The organism is Citrobacter sp. Marseille-Q6884, from assembly GCF_945906775.1.
GTDB lineage: Bacteria > Pseudomonadota > Gammaproteobacteria > Enterobacterales > Enterobacteriaceae > Citrobacter.
On sequence record NZ_CAMDRE010000001.1, the window covers coordinates 1,303,400 to 1,322,634 of the forward strand.

Here is a 19,235-nt window from a genome sequence, read left to right on the forward strand (position 1 = left end):
AGGGTAAATTGTTTTATCTGCGCCGATGTTGGTTAATATTCAGGCGCAGATTTGCGCACTGGAAACTCAAGGATTGATTCATGGACAGATTGACCCCCATCCGCTGTTGGCCTGCCATCATCTCGATCGTTATTACGCTGACCATCTGGTTTGTTATTCCTTGCCCACCTGAGGTGACGCCTGAGGCGTGGCATCTGTTGGCGCTGTTTATCGGCACAATTGCGGCGATTATCGGTAAAGCGATGCCTATTGGCGCTATCGCCATTGTGGCGATTATGCTGGTGGCCATGACCGGCGTGACCCACCCCGGTAAACCGTCAGCGGCGTTGAATGATGCGCTGAGCGGTTTCTCTAACCAACTGATCTGGCTGATTGGTTTGTCCATTATGCTGTCGCAAAGTCTGCTGAAAACCGGGCTGGGCGCGCGTATTGGCTATGGGTTTATTGCTCTGTTTGGTAAAAGAACGCTGGGTATTGCCTGGGCATTAACCCTGGCGGAAACGCTGATTGCGCCCGTGACTCCGAGCAATACCGCCCGTGGAGGGGGGATTATCCATCCCGTGATGCGCGCGATTGCCGATAGTCTGGGTTCTCAACCCGGAGACAAAGAAAACGGTTCGACGGGCCGCTACCTGGCTCTGGTTAACTACAACATAAACCCGATCAGTTCGGCGATGTTTATCACCGCAACGGCGCCAAACCCGTTAATTGTCAGCTTTTTGACGAAAGGAACGGATGGGGTGCTGACGATGACCTGGGGAATGTGGGCCATCGCCGCGCTGCTTCCTGCGGTCGTTTCTCTAATCGTGATGCCCATTGTTATCTGGTGGCTCTATCCGCCAGCCATCACACGTACACCGAATGCGCCGCAATTTGCCCGGCAAAAGCTGGATGCGCTGGGTCCGTTATCGCTGGCAGAAAAAATTACCCTCGGGGTTTTCATTCTGCTGCTCTGCCTGTGGGCCGGTATTCCTGCGATGGTCATGGGGAGCACCTGGACCGTCAATCCAACCAGTGCAGCGTTGATTGGTTTATCCATTCTGTTGCTGACCGGCGTACTCAGTTGGGACGATATTCTTAAGTGTCGTGGGGCGTGGGATACGATAGTCTGGTTCGCGGCGTTGGTGATGATGGCTGACTTCCTGAGCAAACTGGGATTGGTGAGTTGGCTGGCGACGAGTGTGGGGAGCGCCATCGACCACCTCGGCGTTCACTGGAGTATCGCGACGCTGCTGCTGGTTTTACTTTACGTCTATTCGCACTACTTCTTTGCCAGCACCACCGCGCATATTACGGCCATGTTTGCAGCTTTCTTCGCTGCAGGACTGGGGCTTGGCGCACCTCCGGCGCTGCTTGGGTTGATGCTGGGTTTCTCTTCTTCGTTGATGATGTCGCTTACGCACTATGGCACAGGCACTGCGCCTATTATCTTTGGCTCGGGTTATGTCACGCTGGCGGAGTGGTGGAAAACAGGGCTGGTGATGAGTGTGGTCAACCTGACCGTTTGGGGCGTCACCGGTGCGTTCTGGTGGCACTGGTTGGGGTATTGGTAACGCGGATATAAGAAGGGGGGACATGCCCCCCTTTTAACAACTTAAGCCTGTTTAGCGGCTTCAGCGGCTTTAACGATCACTGCGAAGGCGTCTGCTTTCAGAGAAGCACCGCCAACCAGCGCGCCGTCGATGTCCGGCTGAGCGAACAGTTCTGCAGCGTTGGATGCGTTTACGGAACCGCCGTACTGGATGATCACTTGTTCAGCGATTTTCGCGTCAGCTTTAGCAATGTGGTCACGAATGAATTTGTGAACAGCCTGAGCCTGCGCCGGAGTTGCAGATTTGCCAGTACCGATAGCCCATACAGGTTCGTAAGCGATAACCACGCCTTCGAACGCTGCTGCACCCTGAGTTTTCAGGACTGCGTCGATCTGACGTGCACAAACTTCTTCCGTTTTGCCCGCTTCGTTTTCTGCTTCGGTTTCACCGATGCACAGAACCGGAGTCAGACCCTGCTCTTTCAGCACGGCGAATTTTTTCGCGATCAGTTCGTCAGACTCTTTGTGGTAAGTACGACGCTCAGAGTGACCGATAATGATGTACTGCGCGCCGATGTCTTTCAGCATTTCAGCAGAAGTTTCACCGGTGAATGCGCCAGACAGGTTCAGGTCAACGTTCTGTGCGCCCAGAGCAATGTGGCTACCGGCCGCAGCGTGTTTTGCCAGGTCGATGTACATTTCCGGCGGAGCGATAGCAACCGCACAGCCAGCAACACCAGCCAGCTCTTTACGCAGGTTAGCAACCAGTTCGTTTACCATGTGGCGGCTGCCGTTCAGTTTCCAGTTACCCATCACTAAAGGATGTCGCATTTCATTTCTCCACGCTTTGTCAGCGAATTAAGGAATATGGCCGCCCGTCAGGGCAGCATGGTCTGTGAAACAGTATAGAGATTGTCAGTCACGAAGGCTTTGCTTTTTGTCACTTATTCGATCCTTCGAGGTTTTCAGATAGTGCCAGCTTAATCGGTTCAACAGCGAAGGTCAGCCCCTTTTCGCCGTTATCTGCCACAACATAGCGAATTGCGCCTTCGGTTTCCGCATAGTAGTGCTTACCCTTGCCTGCCGTGAGCAATTTTTGCAGCTTTTTCTGGCTTTGTTCTTTCGTCAGTAAGGGGGCCACGGTGCGAATCACGGCAGTCATGTATTCCAGCGCTTTCGCTTTGGCGGCTTTTTGCTCCGGTCCCTGAATCGGCAACCAGGTTATCTGCATGCTCTTTATTTTCAGCGTACCGCGCTCAAGCGCGGAGGAGGCATACAGGTTTTCATTGATCTTACTTGCTGCGCGGGTGAGATTGGCTTTATCGCGGCTGCTGTCGATGGCGCGGAATTCATTCAAGGTAAGCTTAGGATTCTGAGTATTAAAGTTCTCACGAAATTGGCTAATCGACAGGTCAAAGGTCGGTGCGCCCGCCAGCAGGTAGGGGGCCGTGGTTGCCGTCGATGGCGCTTCCGCCAGTGTCGCAGTGCTCATGGACAGTGCAGAAAACAATAATAAAAACAGAGTAAATCCTTGCTTCATCAATCGTACCTTTCGTTATGGCTGCTCACGATTAAATCGGTAACCGTCGGGCTTGTCAAAAGGGTAAACTGTTCTGGAAGGTAATAATAAAGGAACTTACATGACCATACAGCAGTGGTTATTCTCATTTAAAGGGCGTATCGGACGCCGTGATTTTTGGATTTGGGTCGGTCTTTGGATCGTCGGTATGCTGGTGCTGTTTTCGCTGGCGAGTAAGAAATTACTCGATATTCAGACGGCGGCGTTTTGCCTTGTTTGCCTGCTTTGGCCGACAGCGGCGGTCACGGTAAAGCGTCTGCATGACCGGGGACGTTCCGGTGCGTGGGCGTTTTTGATGATCCTGGCGTGGATGCTGCTGGCCGGAAACTGGGCAATATTACCCGGCATCGGGCAATGGGTGGTCGGGCGCTTTATTCCTACGCTGATTCTGGTCGGCATGATTATCGACCTGGGCGCATTTGTTGGCACCCAGGGCGAAAACAAATTTGGCAACGATACGCAGGACGTAAAGTACAAAGCCGACAAGCAGTAGTCTGCAGGCCGGATAAGGCAAAAGCGCTATCCGGCAACGATGATTACCAGTAATGCTCTGCAGTCATATGGCCCGGACGGCGACGCAGGTGTTTGGTCATCTGCCGGGTCTCTTTCAACAGTTGCTGCGTGTCGCGAACCATTTGCGGATTCCCGCACAGCATCACATGGCTGGTGGCGGTATCCATCAGCAACCCAACCGCCTTTTCCAGTTCGCCACTTTCAATCAGCGCCGGTACGCGCCCGGTAAGCGAGCCTGCGGCTGTTTCACGACTGACGACGGTCTGGATGCGTAGTTTGCCTTCGTAGCGTTTTTCCAGCGCCTGCATCAGCGGCAGATAGCTTAAATCCGCGGCATAACGTGCGGCATGAACCAGCACCAGATTTTTAAAACGGTCCAGATCTTTACCTAACTGCAGAATCGATAAATAGGGGCCGATAGCGGTGCCGGTGGCCAGCATCCACAGCGTGTCGCAGTCGGGGATTTCATCCAGTACGAAGAATCCTGCGGCTTCACTCACGACCTGTACTTCATCGCCAGGTTTCAGTGCCGCCAGACGTGGGCTGAGTTTACCGTCAGGAACTGTCACCAGATAAAACTCTAAATCGGGATTATCAGGCGCATTGACATAGGAATAGGCGCGCTGGATACGCTCGCCGTCAATCTCAAGGCCAAGCTTGGTGAACTGGCCTGCCGTGAAGGGATGCACCGGAGCGCGCACGGTCAAACTAAACAGGGCATCGGTCCAGTTCTGTACCTGAGTGACTTTGCCTGTTACCCAATCCGCCATGGTGTTCTCCTGTTTGCTTTGATTGCCTTATCTTCGTTCTGTGAACAAAAAAATTCCAGTCCCGGAGGACTGGAAGGCTCTATTGATCAAATCAATTACAGGATGTGCGCCTGCACGTCTGGATCTTTGCGATCAAGATAGTGGATGGACTGAATACGACGGATGGTGCGTGATTTCCCACGGATCAGCAGCGTTTCGGTGGTGGCGATGTTGCCTTTACGGCTAATCCCTTCCAGCAGGTCGCCTTTGGTGATCCCGGTTGCGGAGAAGATAACGTTATCGCTACGCGCCATTTCATCCAGACGCAGCGCTTTACCGGCTTCGATGCCCATTGCCTGGCAGCGTGCCAGTTCCTGTTCGCCAATGCGACGGTTTTCTTCGCTGTCACCTTTGACGTCGTGACGAGCCAGCAGACGGCCCTGCATATCGCCATCCAGTGCGCGGATCACCGCGGCGGACACCACGCCTTCCGGCGCACCGCCAATGCCGTACAGCACATCGACTTCGCTGTCTGGCATGCAGGTCAGAATCGAAGCCGCGACGTCGCCGTCAGGAATCGCGAATACGCGTACACCCAGCGTTGTCATCTCTGCAATGACCTCATCGTGGCGAGGTTTTGCCAGAATAGTGACGGTCAGTTCGCTCAGCGGCTTGCCGAGGGCGGCAGCGATGTTACGCAGGTTCGCTTCCAGCGGCAGGTTCAGATCGATAGACCCTTTCGCGCCAGGGCCGACAATCAGCTTTTCCATATACATGTCCGGCGCGTTCAGGAAGCAGCCTTTGTCACCGACGGCCAGTACCGCCAGCGCATTCGCCTGACCCATTGCCGTCATGCGGGTACCTTCGATGGGGTCAACCGCGATATCGACGGCATCGCCGAGACCGGTTCCGACTTTCTCGCCGATAAACAGCATCGGTGCTTCATCAATCTCACCCTCACCAATCACGATGGTGCCGTCGATGTTGACCTGATTAAGCATAATACGCATCGCGTTGACCGCTGCGCCGTCAGCGGTGTTTTTGTCACCGCGACCCAGCCATTTATAGCCAGCCAGCGCTGCCGCTTCGGTCACGCGTGAAAATTCAATGGCAAGTTCTCGTCTCATTGCAAACTCGTAGCTGAAAGGAATGGCGCGAAGTGTAGCACAGGGGAGGGGGAGGGATTATTGATGTGTGTACGTGTGCGGGGTTGAGAAGGTTTTGCCGGATAAGGCGTTAGCCCCATCCGGCAGTTCAGTATTACTCTTCGTGATCTTCCCACGCCATGGCGCGTTTGACGGCTTTCTTCCAGCCGCTGTAACGGAAGTTACGCTCGGTGGTTTCGATGCCAGGGCGGAATTCACGTTCAATAACCGCTTTTTCCTGCAGCTCGTCCAGATTCTGCCAGAAGCCGACGGCCAGACCGGCCAGATACGCGGCGCCCAGCGCAGTAACTTCACGCACTTCCGGGCGTTCAACGCGTGTGCCGAGAATGTCTGACTGGAACTGCATCAGGAAGTTGTTGGCAACCGCACCGCCATCAACACGCAGTGCATGCAGACGAATACCGGAATCAGCCTGCATCGCTTCTAGTACGTCACGAGTCTGATAAGCGATAGACTCCAGCGTTGCACGGATGATGTGGTTAGAGTTCACACCACGGGTCAGACCAAAAATGGCGCCACGGGCATACGGGTCCCAGTACGGCGCACCCAGACCGGTAAAGGCCGGAACAACGTATACGCCGTTGGTGTCCTTCACTTTGGTGGCAAAATACTCGGAGTCGAAGGCATCGCTGATGAGTTTCATTTCATCGCGCAGCCACTGGATAGAGGCGCCAGCCATAAACACTGCGCCTTCAAGCGCGTAGTTCACTTCACCGGTTGGGCCGCAGGCGATGGTGGTCAGCAGCCCGTTTTCGGACTTAACGGCTTTCTCACCGGTATTCATCAGCATGAAGCAGCCGGTGCCGTAGGTATTCTTCGCCATCCCTTCCTTCACGCACAGTTGACCAAACAGCGCAGCCTGCTGGTCACCCGCGATACCGGAGATAGGAATACGCGTGCCGCCTTTACCGCCAATGTTGGTTTGACCGTAGACTTCAGAAGAACGACGCACTTCCGGCAGCATCGCACGCGGAATGTCCAGCGCATCCAGCATCTTGTCGTCCCAGTCCAGGGAGTGGATGTTGAACAGCATGGTACGTGAGGCGTTGGTGTAATCCGTGACGTGTACACGTCCCTGCGTCATTTTCCAGATGAGCCAGGTGTCCACGGTACCGAACAGCAGCTCGCCGCGACGTGCGCGCTCACGAGCGCCTTCGACGTGGTCGAGGATCCACTTCACTTTAGTGCCGGAGAAGTACGGGTCAATCACCAGACCGGTGTTGTTACGGATGTACTCTTCCATCCCATCACGCTTAAGCTTTTCGCAAATATCAGCGGTACGACGGCACTGCCAGACAATCGCGTTATAAATCGGTTTGCCTGTCTCACGTTCCCACACGATGGTGGTTTCACGCTGGTTTGTGATACCAATCGCTGCAATCTCATCGGAACTGATATCGGCTTTCGCCAGCACTTCCACCAGCGTGGAGCTTTGGGTCGCCCAAATTTCCATTGGATCGTGTTCTACCCAACCTGCTTTCGGGTAGATTTGCTCGAATTCGCGCTGTGAAACGGCAACGATATTCGCATCATGGTCCATCACGACCGCGCGGGAGCTGGTGGTGCCCTGGTCGAGCGCAACGATATATTTTTTCTCAGTCATAATTTTTGTCCCGTAGTCACATTACAGCGACGCTTTTTGTTGAGTGTTGGCCGCAATGTCTTTCTCTTCAATCGCGCAGACATCGCACGGTAAATGGCGACCAATCAGTTTGCGATATGCCCATGCGCCCAGAATAGCGCCGGTAATCGGCCCAAACACAGGTACCAGGAAGTAAGGGATATCGCGACCGCCCGTGAAGGCAATCTCACCCCATCCTGCGAGCCAGGCGAACAGTTTCGGTCCGAAGTCACGCGCCGGGTTCATGGCAAAGCCAGTCAGTGGACCCATGGATGCACCAATAACGGCAATCAATAAACCGATGAGCAGCGGTGCCAGTGGGCCACGCGGCACGCCGTTACCATCGTCGGTCAGTGCCAGAATCAAAGCCATTAGAATAGCGGTAATCACCATTTCAACCGCGAAGGCCTGCACAAAATTGATATGCGGGTTTGGATAGGTCGAGAACGTACCTGCCAGATTGAGGCTTTCGACACTGCCACGCACGATATGGTTAGTTTGTTCGAAATCGATGAAAAGATTGTAATAAAGCCCGTAAACCAACGCCGCTGCGCAAAAGGCGCCGGCAATTTGCGAAATAATAAAAGGGACGACTTTGCGTTTGTCAAAACACGCGAACAGCCAAAGTGCGATAGTGACTGCTGGATTCAAGTGTGCGCCAGATACGCCTGCCGTCAGATAGATAGCCATGGCTACCCCCAGACCCCAGATGACACTGATTTCCCACTGACCAAAAGTAGCGCCAGCCACTTTAAGTGCAGCGACACATCCCACACCGAAGAAAATCAACAACCCGGTACCGAGGAATTCAGCAATGCACTGGCCTTTTAAGGTTGATGTTTGACTCATAATCGGATCCTGAAGAGAGTTTAATGTTTATTGTGTGCGAGAAGGTCACTGACATCCCCGGAGCCGGAAGGCACACTGTTAATTTATCGTTAACGAGCAAAAACGAGAAATATCGAAATTAAAATGTGTGTGCTGCATCAACAAATGAGCGTTATCGCGCTATTAAGACCAGTTTGTAACGCGGAAATAGTGTGAGCTGAATCATTTCATTAACTAATATGTTAACACTTTTGAGTTAAACGGCGTATGTCGCCAGGACAAAGATTAAAAGTGTTGCAAACCGCAATCTGCGCGGGATGCTGCTGGACAGGGATGGCGCGGCTTCATACAATCGGTGCTAAGTAGAGTGCGCTCGTTTTTATTAAGGCGTCGCCGGTTATCGGGACGAGGATTTTTATCCATCAACGCCTTGCAATTCAGGAGAGGTATGACGATGTCATTAGAAGTGTTTGAGAAACTGGAAGCAAAAGTACAGCAGGCGATTGATACCATCACGCTGTTGCAGATGGAAATCGAAGAGCTGAAAGAAAAGAACAACGCCCTGTCGCAGGAAGTACAGTCTGCACAGCAGCAGCGTGAAGAGCTGGAGCGTGAGAACAACAGCCTGAAAGAACAGCAGAATGGCTGGCAGGATCGTCTGCATGCTCTGCTTGGTCGTATGGAAGAAGTCTAATCCTCGTCATATTTCACGTTATGGCGGCGTTGGCTGCGTGCATTCACCCCAGTCACATAGTGGCCTATGCTCCTGGGGGGGTCACTTACTTGCCGCCTTGCCCTGACGCGAAATCTTTAGAGGATTGAGAGTGCGAGTTTGTAGGCCGGATAAGGCGCAAGCCGCCATCCGCCAATCAGCGATAACGCATAAAAAAGGCACCTTGCGGTGCCTTTTTTGATCACTCGAGATCGAGGGGGTCTTCGGAGAGGATTATCCCGGTGTTGTCGGCGTACAGATGGTCGCCGGAGAAGAACGTCACGCCGCCAAAATTGACGCGCACATCGCTTTCCCCAATGCCTTCACCTGAGGCGCCAACCGGAATAGCGGCAATCGCCTGAATGCCAATATCCAGTTCTTCCAGATCGTCTACCTGACGTACAGAACCGTAGATGACCAGACCTTCCCACTCATTTTGTACAGCCAGACGAGCCAGTTCGGCATCGACCAGCGCACGACGGACAGAACCACCGCCATCGACCAGCAGAACGCGTCCACGGCCATTTTGTTCGAGCAGATCGTACAGCAACCCGTTGTCCTCGAAACATTTTACCGTGATGATTTGTCCGCCAAACGACGACCGTCCCCCAAAGTTAGAGAACAGCGGTTCCACGACGTTGACATCTTCCTGATAGATGTCACAAAGCTCGGATGTATCGTATTTCATAGGCTTAACGTTCAGTTGCTGCGAGAATTTTTAGTATATCGCGCTATGTGTACTGTTGGCAAAATCATCAATTGTTAATTGATATTTGTCAGTTAAAGAGACCACTGACTTAAGAAAATTCCAACAACAAACAGCAGGTTAGTCAGCAGCGCCGCTTTTACGGTGCGTTCCAGCATCGGACGCATCGCCGCCGGTTCCCTCTCACGCATAACATACCGCGCCTGTTTGACAAGCAGCGGAGCAGCCAGAATGAACAGCCATCCCCACAGACTTTGCAATGAGAACAGGTTAAACAGCGCCAGGCAGACCAGTGAACCCATCAACAGGCAGGCATGATAACGACGGGCATTGACGGCGCCTAAACGCACGACCAGCGTGTTCTTGCCGTTTTCTTTGTCGCTGTTGATGTCACGCAGGTTGTTGATGTTAAGCACGGCGGTAGCCAGCAGGCCACAGGCGGTTGCAGGCAGAATAAGCGCCGGAATCAGAGTATGTGCCTGCAGATACCAGCTGCCCATGACGCTGAGCCAGCCGAAGAAGACCAGAACGGAAATATCACCCAGACCGATATATCCGTAAGGACGGTTGCCGACGGTATAGGTGATTGCAGCGATGATCGACAGGCCGCCGAGTACCAGGAAACCGACAAAATCAGCCAGCGTGTGGCAGGCTACCGCAACCAACGCGAAACCGGACAGGCAGATTAAGATCACGGTGATAATCAACGCGCGCTTCATCTCCTGCTGTGTGATGACCCCTTTTTGCATGCCACGTAGCGGCCCAATACGGTCGGGTTTGTCGCTGCCTTTGACGGCATCGCCATAGTCGTTCGCGAGATTGGACAGAATTTGCAGCAGCCCTGCGGTAATCAATGCCAGCAGAGCCACCAGCGGGTCAAAATATCCTTGCCACCATGCTAATGCCGTACCGACGATGATCGCCGCGAAGGCGAGCGGTAAGGTCTTAGGTCGTAAACTTTCCAGCCAGGCTTGTGAGCGGCTAATTTGTTGTTGTTCAGTCATATTTAGCGCCAATAAAAATGGGGCTTTATCAGCCCCATCAACAGTGATGAAAATGCATTGAACGCGATTATAGGATAAAACGGCTCAGATCTTCATCTGCGACCAGCGCATCCAGATGTTTGCTCACATATTCGGCATCAATTGTTATGCTTTGACCATTCAAATCGCTCGCATCATAGGAAATATCTTCCATCAGACGTTCGAGAACGGTATGCAGACGACGCGCACCGATGTTTTCGGTGGTTTCGTTGACCTGCCAGGCCGCTTCAGCAATACGCTTGATACCCGATTCAGTAAAGTCGATATTCACGCCTTCCGTCGCCATCAGCGCTTTGTACTGTACGGTGATGGACGCGTTCGGTTCAGTCAGGATACGCTCAAAATCGCTGGTGGTCAGCGCCTGAAGCTCGACACGAATCGGCAGACGACCCTGCAGTTCCGGGATCAGGTCGGACGGTTTTGCGACCTGGAATGCGCCAGAGGCGATAAACAGAATGTGATCTGTTTTCACCATACCGTGCTTGGTAGAGACCGTGCAGCCTTCAACCAGCGGCAGCAGGTCGCGCTGTACGCCTTCACGGGACACGTCCGGGCCGGAGGATTCACCGCGCTTACAGATCTTGTCGATTTCGTCGATAAACACGATCCCGTGTTGCTCAACGGCATCGATAGCTTCTTGTTTCAGCTCTTCCGGGTTTACCAGTTTGGCCGCTTCTTCTTCAATCAGCAGCTTCATCGCGTCTTTGATTTTCAGCTTACGCGGTTTTTGCTTCTGGCCGCCCAGATTCTGGAACATAGACTGCAGCTGGCTGGTCATCTCTTCCATTCCCGGAGGCGCCATGATTTCTACGCCCATCGGTGCGGCTGCGAGATCAATTTCAATCTCTTTATCGTCCAGTTGGCCTTCACGCAGTTTTTTACGGAATGCCTGGCGAGCCGCTGACGGTTCCTGAGGCTGTTCTGACTGGCCCCAGTTATTTTTGGCCGGTGGGATCAGCACGTCCAGAATGCGTTCTTCCGCCATTTCTTCCGCGCGGAAGCGGTTTTTCTCGATCGCCTGCACGCGAACCATTTTGATCGCAGCATCGGTCAGATCGCGGATGATAGAGTCAACTTCTTTACCGACATAACCGACTTCGGTGAATTTCGTTGCTTCAACTTTGATGAACGGTGCGTTGGCCAGCTTTGCCAGACGGCGAGCGATTTCGGTTTTACCGACACCCGTTGGACCAATCATCAGAATGTTTTTCGGTGTAACTTCATGACGCAGCTCTTCATCGAGCTGCATACGGCGCCAGCGGTTACGCAGTGCAATCGCCACGGAGCGCTTGGCGTTATCCTGGCCGATGATGTGTTTGTTCAGTTCGCTGACAATTTCGCGTGGGGTCATTTCAGACATGGGGGATCCTTACGCTTTGGAGTTCAATTCTTCGATGGTATGGAAGTGGTTGGTATAAATGCAGATATCCCCTGCAATATCCAACGCTTTCTCAGCAATTTCGCGTGCGCCAAGCTCGGTGTTTTCCAGCAACGCGCGTGCTGCAGCCTGGGCGTAGGGACCGCCGGAGCCGATGGCAATCAAATCGTTTTCTGGCTGGATGACATCGCCATTACCCGTGATGATGAGCGATGCCGTTTCATCGGCGACGGCCAGCAACGCTTCGAGTTTGCGCAGCATACGGTCGGTACGCCAGTCTTTCGCCAGCTCAACGGCAGCTTTTACCAGGTGACCCTGGTGCATTTCCAGCTTGCGTTCAAACAGTTCAAACAGCGTGAATGCATCCGCAGTGCCGCCCGCAAAGCCCGCAATGACTTTGTCGTTGTACAGACGGCGGACTTTCTTCACGTTGCCTTTCATTACGGTGTTACCCAGTGTGGCCTGACCATCACCGGCGATTACCACATGGCCGTTACGGCGTACGCTTACTATTGTTGTCACGAGCAGACCCCTTGGTTACAAATGCAGAATACAGGCCCCGCACAGTGTACGGGGCGTAATGCAAGTATAGATGGGGGGGATTTTGGGGGTTTCAACCCCCGGTAGCGAGTCGAATGCAGTTTGTGTGGCCAGCGACTTTCAAACGACTGATCGTGTTGTCGGCATTTTCTTTGCCTTTGAGCGGTCCAATGACCACACGATTCCAGCCGTTGTTCGTAGTAATGCGCGAGTTGAAGCCTTCAAAGGCCAGCTGTGCACGCACGGTTTCGGCCTGTTCCGCACCTTTAAACGACCCGCACTGCACCATCCAGCGGCGCTCATCTTTTTTCTCCGCTGTCTGTTTTGGCGGCTGCGTTTCGTTCGTTATTGGCGCGGCCGGCTGCGTTTTCGGCTGTGCGGCGGTGGTGTGCGCAGGCGTCTGCAACAGGTCCTGGTACGGCTGCTGGGCTGCTGGTTTTGGCTGCGTCTGGCGCGGCTGTTGTACCGGTGCAGCTTGCGCTGTGCGCGTTTGCTGCTGCTGGTAAGGTTGTTCCGTTACCCGCGGACGTGGCTGCTGAGCCTGCTGTTGTGCGTTGTTCCATTGCTGTTGCTGTACCTGACGCTGGCGCTGCAGCGTTTGCTGGCGCTGTTCAGGCGTTTGTTCGTTCCACGGGACTTCGTTGAGCTGCGTGGGCTGCTGACGCATATCAGCCTGCATTTGCGCCAGAAGCTGGCGCTGCTCATTGGTAAGCTGATCGGCGTTCATCACTTCGCCGCCGGCAGACGGTTCGGTCGGCGCACGTACGCCTGGCTGGCGACTTTCCAGCTCTTTGATGTAGCGCCAGCGTTCCTCCGGTTTAGGTGGGATCCCATTGCCGGTGACTTTCTGGCTTTGCAGCGTTTCGGACTCTTCTTTCTTGTGATGCGTAATGAAGTACAGACCACCGATAAAGGTCACAAGAACGGCTGCCGCAATAGCGACCATTGCGGGTGAGACCGCTGGCGTACTACGTTGCTTTTTCCGTGAAGTGCTCTTTTTGCGCCGCGAAGGTGCCGGTTGGCCGCGACGTACATAATCTCGTTGTGCCACTATCGTTTCGCTGTATTTATTCGTTCGTCAGCCCGCCATGTTACTTAAGCGGCGGGCCTTTGACCAGACAGGGGAGTCCGAAAGCGTTTACTTTAAGTGAGTGCCCGCGTAGAGCCCCGAATAATAAGCTCACAGTCAAGTAAACGTGAACCACTGCTGACGTTCTGCCCTTGTAATTGATCGAGCAGTAACAGCATAGCTTCACGTCCGATATCGAAGCGCGGCTGTGCGACGGTTGTCAGGGGTGGATCACAAAATTCTGTGAGTGAAATATTATCAAAACCAATAATGGATAAATCGTCAGGCACTTTGAGTCCCTGGCGTTTGGCATAAGAGAGCGCACCCAGCGCCATGACATCGCTGTGGCAAAAAACAGCGGTCGGCGGTTTGGGGAGCTCGAGTAGCTGTTTCAGCGCGTTTGCACCCGCTTCATAGGTAAAATTACCGCGCGCAATGAAATGCGGATCAACCGTAATCCCGCTGCGGCGTAACGCCTGGACATAACCTTGCAGGCGATAGTGGCACAGCGGCATATCCTCTGGTCCGGCAATACAGCCGATGCGCTGATGACCCAGTTCAAGCAGATAGTTCATCGCGTTGAATGCCGCGGTGAGGTTATCAATGTGAACGGTGGGGAGCTCCAGTTCAGGCGCGAATTCATTGGACATCACCATCGGCGGCAAATTGCGCTGCTCTTCCACGCTGGCATCAAACGGCAGGCGAGAGCTGAGTAACACCATGCCGTCGATCTGTTTGGTGATAATGAGGTTGAGAAAGGTTTTTTCCTGTTGGTTCTGGTGCGCGCAATCGCCGATGAGCACCAGGTAACCTTGTTCTGCGGCAGTGACTTCTATGCCGCGAATCACTTCGCTAAAAAAGGGATCGCAGATATCCGGGACAATCACCAGAATGGTGCGCGATTCATTACGTTTAACGTTGCGTCCCATCGACTGGGGTAAATATCCCACTTCCAGCGCGGCCTGCTCAACCCGGTTACGGGTGGATTGAGAGACTTTATCTGGGTTCATTAATGCTCTGGATACGGTTGCCGTGGAGACTTTCGCCTTCAGAGCAACATCTTTCATCGTAGCGGCAGCGACCTGCTTATTCGGTTTCACTCTTTCTCCTCGCCAGAGAGCTGCTGGCACAGACCTGTCCCTGGGTAACCTTCATTTGAAATATTTTTATCAGATAGTGAATAGAAGCAGTTACAGAATTTTCATAAAAAGTGTGATGGATATTTAATTTTACGATCCGCCTCGCATCATGAGGGGTTATCCCTCAATGGGATCGACATCCAACACCCATTTGACCTTGCGTGCATCGGGTAGTGTATTGATCAACGCCAGCGTGCCGCTGACGATATGCTGCAGGCGAATGCGCGACGGATGCTGCAATAAAATTTGCCAGCGATAGCGACCGCCGCGTTTGGGAGCCAGCGCAGGAACCGGGCCTAACACCCAGAGCTTATCGTCGGCCAATGGGCAGGCCTGAATCAAATTGCGGAGCTGTTGCAAAAACAGGGGCGCATGCTGGTTGTTGTGATCTTCCGCCCGGACAATCACATGGCTGGTCCACGGTGGAAGTTGCAGCGTTTGTCGCTCAGCCAGCGCCTGTTCAGCAAAGGCGTCATAGCCTTTATACAGTAAGGTTTGCAGCAGGGGATGTTCAGGATGGTGCGTTTGTAACACCACTTCACCCTGTTTACCGGCGCGTCCTGCCCGCCCGGACACCTGCGTGTAGAGCTGGGCGAAGCGTTCTGCTGAACGAAAATCGGCGGAGAAAAGCGCGCCGTCCACATCCAGGAGCGCCACCAGGGTGACATCCGGGAAGTGGTGGCCTTTTGCCAGCATTTGGGTGCCTATCAGGATACGCGCGCCACCGCGGTGAACCTCAGCCAGATGCTGCTCCAGCGATCCTTTACGACTGGTGGTGTCGCGATCGATACGTGAAATGGGCACACCAGGGAAGAACGGGGCCAAAGCCTGTTCCAGCTGTTCAGTACCGAGGCCAACCGGAACCATATGCGTAGAGCCGCAGGAAGGGCACTGACGCGGTATTGGGCGCTGACTGTCGCAGTGGTGACAACGCAGATGATGTTGCGCCTGATGCAGCGTGTAGTAGTGATCGCAACGTGGGCACTCGGCAATCCAGCCGCAGTCGTGACACAGTAGCGCAGGCGCAAACCCCCGGCGATTCAGAAAGAGGATCACCTGATTATCCGCCTGCAGATGTTGGCGCATTCGGGTGATCAGCGCAGGGGCGAGTCCGGCCTGCACCTGTTGGCCTTTGAGATCCAGTACGTGCTGAATGGCGGGACGCGCATTTCCCGCACGGCGCGTCAGGCGCAGCATGCGGTATTTTTTCTGCCGCACGTTGCACAGCGTTTCCAGCGCCGGAGTCGCCGAGCCGAGAATAATTGGGATCTGTTCGCTGTGCGCACGGTAAACTGCCAGGTCGCGGGCATGATAGCGCCAGCCTTCCTGCTGTTTATAAGAGCTGTCGTGCTCTTCGTCGATAACAATAACACCGAGATTTTTAAACGGCGTAAACAGCGATGAGCGCGTCCCGATGACAATCGCCGCTTCGCCATTTTTCGCTTTCAGCCAGGCCGAAAGGCGTTCGCTGTCATTCAAACCGGAGTGCAGAACTTCCACCGGCGCATTGAAGCGCTCGCGAAAGCGCGCAATGGTTTGTGGTGTCAGGCCTATCTCCGGCACCATGACCAGCGCCTGCTTACCCTGGGCAAGGACATTTTCCAGTACGCTTAAATAGACTTCGGTTTTGCCGGAGCCGGTCACGCCTGCTAATAACCAGGCGCTAAAACTGTCTGATGCGCTGTGAATAGCGCCTACGGCAGTGGCCTGTTCGGTGTTCAATCTCAGGCGTTCGCCGGAAACGGCGTAGTGGGTGCGCCAGTCGCTGAATCCCGGCGTTTCGCTCGCCAGTTCGCACAGACCTTTTTTACGTAGCGCCTGTAACGCCGCGTCATTAAATTCAAGCTCTGCCACCTGGTCACGCCAGATTTTCCCTTGCCGCAGTGCGGCCAGCGCCTGCTGTTGTTTCGGGGAGCGCTTTAGGCTATTCAAATCAGTTGCCTGACCTTCTTCGGTGGCAAACCAGTACCACACGGGCGCGTTGGTGGCGGGTCTCCCCTGGCGGAGCAGAATCGGCAGGGCGTGAAATAACACGTCGCCAATGGGATGGTGGTAATAATCAGCAGCCCACAGCAGTAAACGCCAGACGGAGGTGGAATAGACCGGTTCGCTGTCCAGCACCTCAATAACGGCTTTTAATTCATTGAGCGGCAGTTCGCTTTGCTCGCTGACCGACAAGACAATGCCCACGCGTTCCTGCTGTTTGCCGAAGGGGACTCGTACGCGGCAGCCCGCTTTGGCGCTCATGCCTTCAGGCAAGAGGTAGTCAAAGGTTCGGGGCAGCGGAACGGGTAAGGCAACGTGCGCAACGGGCATTGAATCATCCTGACTTGAATTCTGGCGGGTTAGTATACACATTTGCGAGAAGCAGAATGCGGATCAGTTTGCATGCACAGGTTAATTTCTGTATGATTCGCCGCCTTTGATGCAAATTGATTGCGTCAAATAATGACCATTACCCGAGAATTCCGCGCGGCTGGAAGGCGGCAAGCGAGTGAGTCTCTGGGAGCATAGTCAACTATGTGACCAGAGTGAGCGAACGCAGGCAACGCATCAGCAGTGTGGAAGGCGACGGGGAATAATTAACATCGCGTGGTGTCTGGCGTTAGGGCTGGAAGAGCGACGCGGCCTTAAACCGAGGTTTTCCCCATGAAAAAAGATATTCACCCGAAATACGAAGAAATTACTGCAAACTGCTCTTGCGGTAACGTCATTAAAATCCGCTCTACCGTCGGTCACGATCTGAACCTGGACGTGTGCAGCAAGTGCCACCCGTTCTATACTGGCAAGCAGCGTGATGTTGCTACCGGTGGCCGTGTTGACCGCTTCAACAAGCGTTTCAACATCCCGGGCAGCAAATAAGTTTACGCTGTCAAAAAAAAAGCGCCTTCCGGCGCTTTTTTTGTACCTGTAAATCAGTACTCCCACGTTTCCGGGTTGATACCCAGTTCACGCATGATCACCTTTGCTTCTTCCGGTATTTCATCACTGCGCTCTTTACGCAGATCGTCATCGTTGGGTAACGGTTGACCGGTAAAAGCATGCAGAAACGCTTCACACAGCAGTTCGCTGTTGGTGGCGTGGCGCAGGTTGTTTACCTGGCGACGCGTGCGCTCATCGGTAAGGATTTTTAACACCTTCAGAGGAATGGAAACCGTAATTTTTTTGACTTGCTCACTCTTCTTACCGTGCTCAGCGTATGGGCTGATATATTCGCCGCTCCATTCAGCCATGAGATACTTAATCCTCTTCGTCATTAATATTGAGGCCAGAACCTGAGCCCGGACCATAATTGCGCGTAGTTTATCGTAGTGGCGCGGCCCTGACACGAAGTTAGCCGACGCAGATGTACGCTAATGCATATAATTTTAACGGCTATTTCCAGTTTGCTCAATCTATACGCAAAGAAGTTTAGATGTCCAGATGTATTGACGGCTATTATAACAATGTTTACTCTGGTGCCTGACTTTTCACCGACTCAGCCCAGGACTTCCTCAATATGACGCGTAAACAGGCCACCATCGCAGTGCGTAGCGGGTTAAATGACGACGAGCAGTACGGTTGCGTTGTCCCGCCGATTCACCTTTCCAGTACGTATAATTTCACCGGCTTTAATGAGCCTCGCGCCCATGACTACTCCCGTCGTGGCAACCCGACGCGTGATGTCGTCCAGCGAGCGCTGGCGGAACTGGAGGGCGGCGCGGGTGCGGTGTTGACGAATACAGGCATGTCGGCAATTCATCTGGTCACCACGGTATTCCTGAAACCTGGCGATCTGCTGGTGGCGCCGCACGACTGCTACGGCGGCAGCTATCGTCTGTTTGACAGCCTGGCGAAACGCGGCTGTTATCGCGTGCTGTTTGTCGATCAAGGAAATGAGCAGGCTCTGAAGGCGGCCCTGGCAGAAAAACCCAAGCTGGTACTGGTGGAAAGCCCAAGCAATCCGCTGTTACGCGTGGTCGATATTGCGAAAATCTGCCAACTGGCGCGTGAAGCCGGGGCGGTGAGTGTTGTGGACAACACTTTTTTAAGCCCGGCACTGCAAAATCCACTGGCATTGGGCGCCGATCTGGTGTTGCATTCATGCACGAAATATTTAAACGGTCACTCAGACGTGGTGGCGGGTGTGGTGATTGCAAAAGATCCTGACACAGTCACTGAACTGGCATGGTGGGCGAATAATATCGGCGTCACCGGCGGCGCATTTGACAGTTATCTGTTGCTGCGTGGCCTACGGACTCTGTCGCCGCGTATGGAAGTGGCACAGCGCAATGCCCAGGCGATTGTCGATTATCTGCAAACCCAACCGCTGGTGAAAAAACTGTATCACCCGTCACTGCCGGAGAATCAGGGGCATGAGATTGCTGCGCGCCAACAAAAAGGCTTTGGCGCAATGTTGAGTTTTGAACTGGATGGCGATGAGCAAACGCTGCGTCGTTTCCTGAGCGGGCTGTCACTGTTTACGCTGGCGGAATCGTTAGGGGGTGTTGAAAGTCTGATCTCCCACGCCGCGACCATGACACACGCGGGTATGGCGCCAGAAGCGCGTGCTGCTGCCGGAATTTCTGAAACGCTGCTGCGTATCTCTACCGGTATTGAAGATGGCGAAGATTTAATTGCCGACCTGGAAAATGGCTTCCGGGCTGCAAACAAGGGGTAAA

General features: G+C 53.8%; 19 protein-coding genes. 5 read left to right on the top strand and 14 right to left on the bottom strand.

The window, feature by feature from the left end; all coding sequences use genetic code 11:
• Positions 1-80 precede the first annotated feature (80 nt).
• On the top strand, positions 81-1,553 hold the full coding sequence (locus N7268_RS06245) for an anion permease (protein WP_260862148.1): 1,473 nt from the start codon (positions 81-83) through the stop codon (positions 1,551-1,553).
• Between the two features lie 41 nt (positions 1,554-1,594).
• Here N7268_RS06245 and tpiA read toward each other — a convergent pair whose 3' ends face one another.
• Positions 1,595-2,362 (bottom strand): triose-phosphate isomerase, encoded by a 768-nt coding sequence (gene tpiA / locus N7268_RS06250; RefSeq protein ID WP_198907323.1) that lies wholly within the window; start codon positions 2,360-2,362, stop codon positions 1,595-1,597.
• Between the two features lie 109 nt (positions 2,363-2,471).
• On the bottom strand, positions 2,472-3,071 hold the full coding sequence (locus tag N7268_RS06255; RefSeq protein ID WP_198907324.1) for a YiiQ family protein: 600 nt from the start codon (positions 3,069-3,071) through the stop codon (positions 2,472-2,474).
• Between the two features lie 100 nt (positions 3,072-3,171).
• Between N7268_RS06255 and N7268_RS06260 the strand changes: the two genes are divergently transcribed.
• Positions 3,172-3,603 carry a DUF805 domain-containing protein gene (locus N7268_RS06260; RefSeq protein WP_260862149.1) on the top strand — a complete coding sequence of 144 codons (432 nt, stop codon included), beginning with the start codon at positions 3,172-3,174 and terminating at the stop codon, positions 3,601-3,603.
• 43 nt (positions 3,604-3,646) lie between these two features.
• Here the strand turns inward: N7268_RS06260 and fpr are convergent, their stop codons facing one another.
• The 4 genes from fpr to N7268_RS06280 form a co-directional block, all read right to left on the bottom strand.
• Positions 3,647-4,393: a ferredoxin--NADP(+) reductase gene (gene fpr / locus N7268_RS06265; RefSeq protein ID WP_260862150.1), complete on the bottom strand. Its 747-nt coding sequence runs from the start codon at positions 4,391-4,393 to the stop codon at positions 3,647-3,649.
• A gap of 95 nt (positions 4,394-4,488) precedes the next feature.
• A complete protein-coding gene (gene glpX, locus N7268_RS06270; protein ID WP_198907327.1) occupies positions 4,489-5,499 on the bottom strand; it encodes a class II fructose-bisphosphatase in 1,011 nt (336 codons plus the stop codon).
• A 133-nt stretch (positions 5,500-5,632) separates the two neighbouring features.
• Positions 5,633-7,141, bottom strand: a complete 1,509-nt coding sequence (gene glpK, locus N7268_RS06275) for a glycerol kinase GlpK (protein WP_260862151.1) — start codon at positions 7,139-7,141, stop codon at positions 5,633-5,635.
• Positions 7,142-7,162: 21 nt separating this feature from the next.
• On the bottom strand, positions 7,163-8,008 hold the full coding sequence (locus tag N7268_RS06280; RefSeq protein WP_260862152.1) for an MIP/aquaporin family protein: 846 nt from the start codon (positions 8,006-8,008) through the stop codon (positions 7,163-7,165).
• Positions 8,009-8,435: 427 nt separating this feature from the next.
• Between N7268_RS06280 and zapB the strand changes: the two genes are divergently transcribed.
• Positions 8,436-8,681 carry a septal ring assembly protein ZapB gene (gene zapB, locus N7268_RS06285; protein ID WP_198907330.1) on the top strand — a complete coding sequence of 82 codons (246 nt, stop codon included), beginning with the start codon at positions 8,436-8,438 and terminating at the stop codon, positions 8,679-8,681.
• A 220-nt stretch (positions 8,682-8,901) separates the two neighbouring features.
• On the opposite strand, the gene rraA is transcribed toward zapB, so the two are convergent.
• The 7 genes from rraA to priA form a co-directional block, all read right to left on the bottom strand.
• Positions 8,902-9,387, bottom strand: a complete 486-nt coding sequence (gene rraA, locus N7268_RS06290; protein ID WP_198907331.1) for a ribonuclease E activity regulator RraA — start codon at positions 9,385-9,387, stop codon at positions 8,902-8,904.
• Between the two features lie 92 nt (positions 9,388-9,479).
• Entirely contained in the window at positions 9,480-10,409 is a 930-nt protein-coding gene (gene menA / locus N7268_RS06295; RefSeq protein ID WP_198907332.1) for a 1,4-dihydroxy-2-naphthoate polyprenyltransferase, read from the bottom strand.
• Between the two features lie 67 nt (positions 10,410-10,476).
• Complete coding sequence (gene hslU, locus N7268_RS06300; RefSeq protein WP_045449318.1) at positions 10,477-11,808, bottom strand: HslU--HslV peptidase ATPase subunit; 1,332 nt, start codon at positions 11,806-11,808, stop codon at positions 10,477-10,479.
• A 9-nt stretch (positions 11,809-11,817) separates the two neighbouring features.
• On the bottom strand, positions 11,818-12,348 hold the full coding sequence (gene hslV / locus N7268_RS06305; protein WP_003028805.1) for an ATP-dependent protease subunit HslV: 531 nt from the start codon (positions 12,346-12,348) through the stop codon (positions 11,818-11,820).
• Positions 12,349-12,439: 91 nt separating this feature from the next.
• Positions 12,440-13,417, bottom strand: coding sequence for a cell division protein FtsN (ftsN, locus tag N7268_RS06310; RefSeq protein WP_260862153.1), 978 nt, complete (start codon positions 13,415-13,417; stop codon positions 12,440-12,442).
• Positions 13,418-13,509: 92 nt separating this feature from the next.
• Positions 13,510-14,535 carry a DNA-binding transcriptional regulator CytR gene (cytR, locus tag N7268_RS06315; protein ID WP_198907334.1) on the bottom strand — a complete coding sequence of 342 codons (1,026 nt, stop codon included), beginning with the start codon at positions 14,533-14,535 and terminating at the stop codon, positions 13,510-13,512.
• Positions 14,536-14,691: 156 nt separating this feature from the next.
• Positions 14,692-16,890, bottom strand: a complete 2,199-nt coding sequence (gene priA, locus N7268_RS06320) for a primosomal protein N' (RefSeq protein ID WP_260862154.1) — start codon at positions 16,888-16,890, stop codon at positions 14,692-14,694.
• A gap of 333 nt (positions 16,891-17,223) precedes the next feature.
• Here priA and rpmE point away from each other — a divergent pair, with 333 nt between their 5' ends.
• Positions 17,224-17,436 carry a 50S ribosomal protein L31 gene (rpmE, locus tag N7268_RS06325; protein ID WP_038636025.1) on the top strand — a complete coding sequence of 71 codons (213 nt, stop codon included), beginning with the start codon at positions 17,224-17,226 and terminating at the stop codon, positions 17,434-17,436.
• A 53-nt stretch (positions 17,437-17,489) separates the two neighbouring features.
• Here rpmE and metJ read toward each other — a convergent pair whose 3' ends face one another.
• The gene (metJ, locus tag N7268_RS06330; RefSeq protein WP_003825168.1) at positions 17,490-17,807 is read right to left on the bottom strand and encodes a met regulon transcriptional regulator MetJ; all 318 of its coding nucleotides are present in this window, start codon (positions 17,805-17,807) and stop codon (positions 17,490-17,492) included.
• A 266-nt stretch (positions 17,808-18,073) separates the two neighbouring features.
• Between metJ and metB the strand changes: the two genes are divergently transcribed.
• The gene (metB, locus tag N7268_RS06335) at positions 18,074-19,234 is read left to right on the top strand and encodes a cystathionine gamma-synthase (RefSeq protein WP_260862155.1); all 1,161 of its coding nucleotides are present in this window, start codon (positions 18,074-18,076) and stop codon (positions 19,232-19,234) included.
• Position 19,235: the final 1 nt, after the last annotated feature.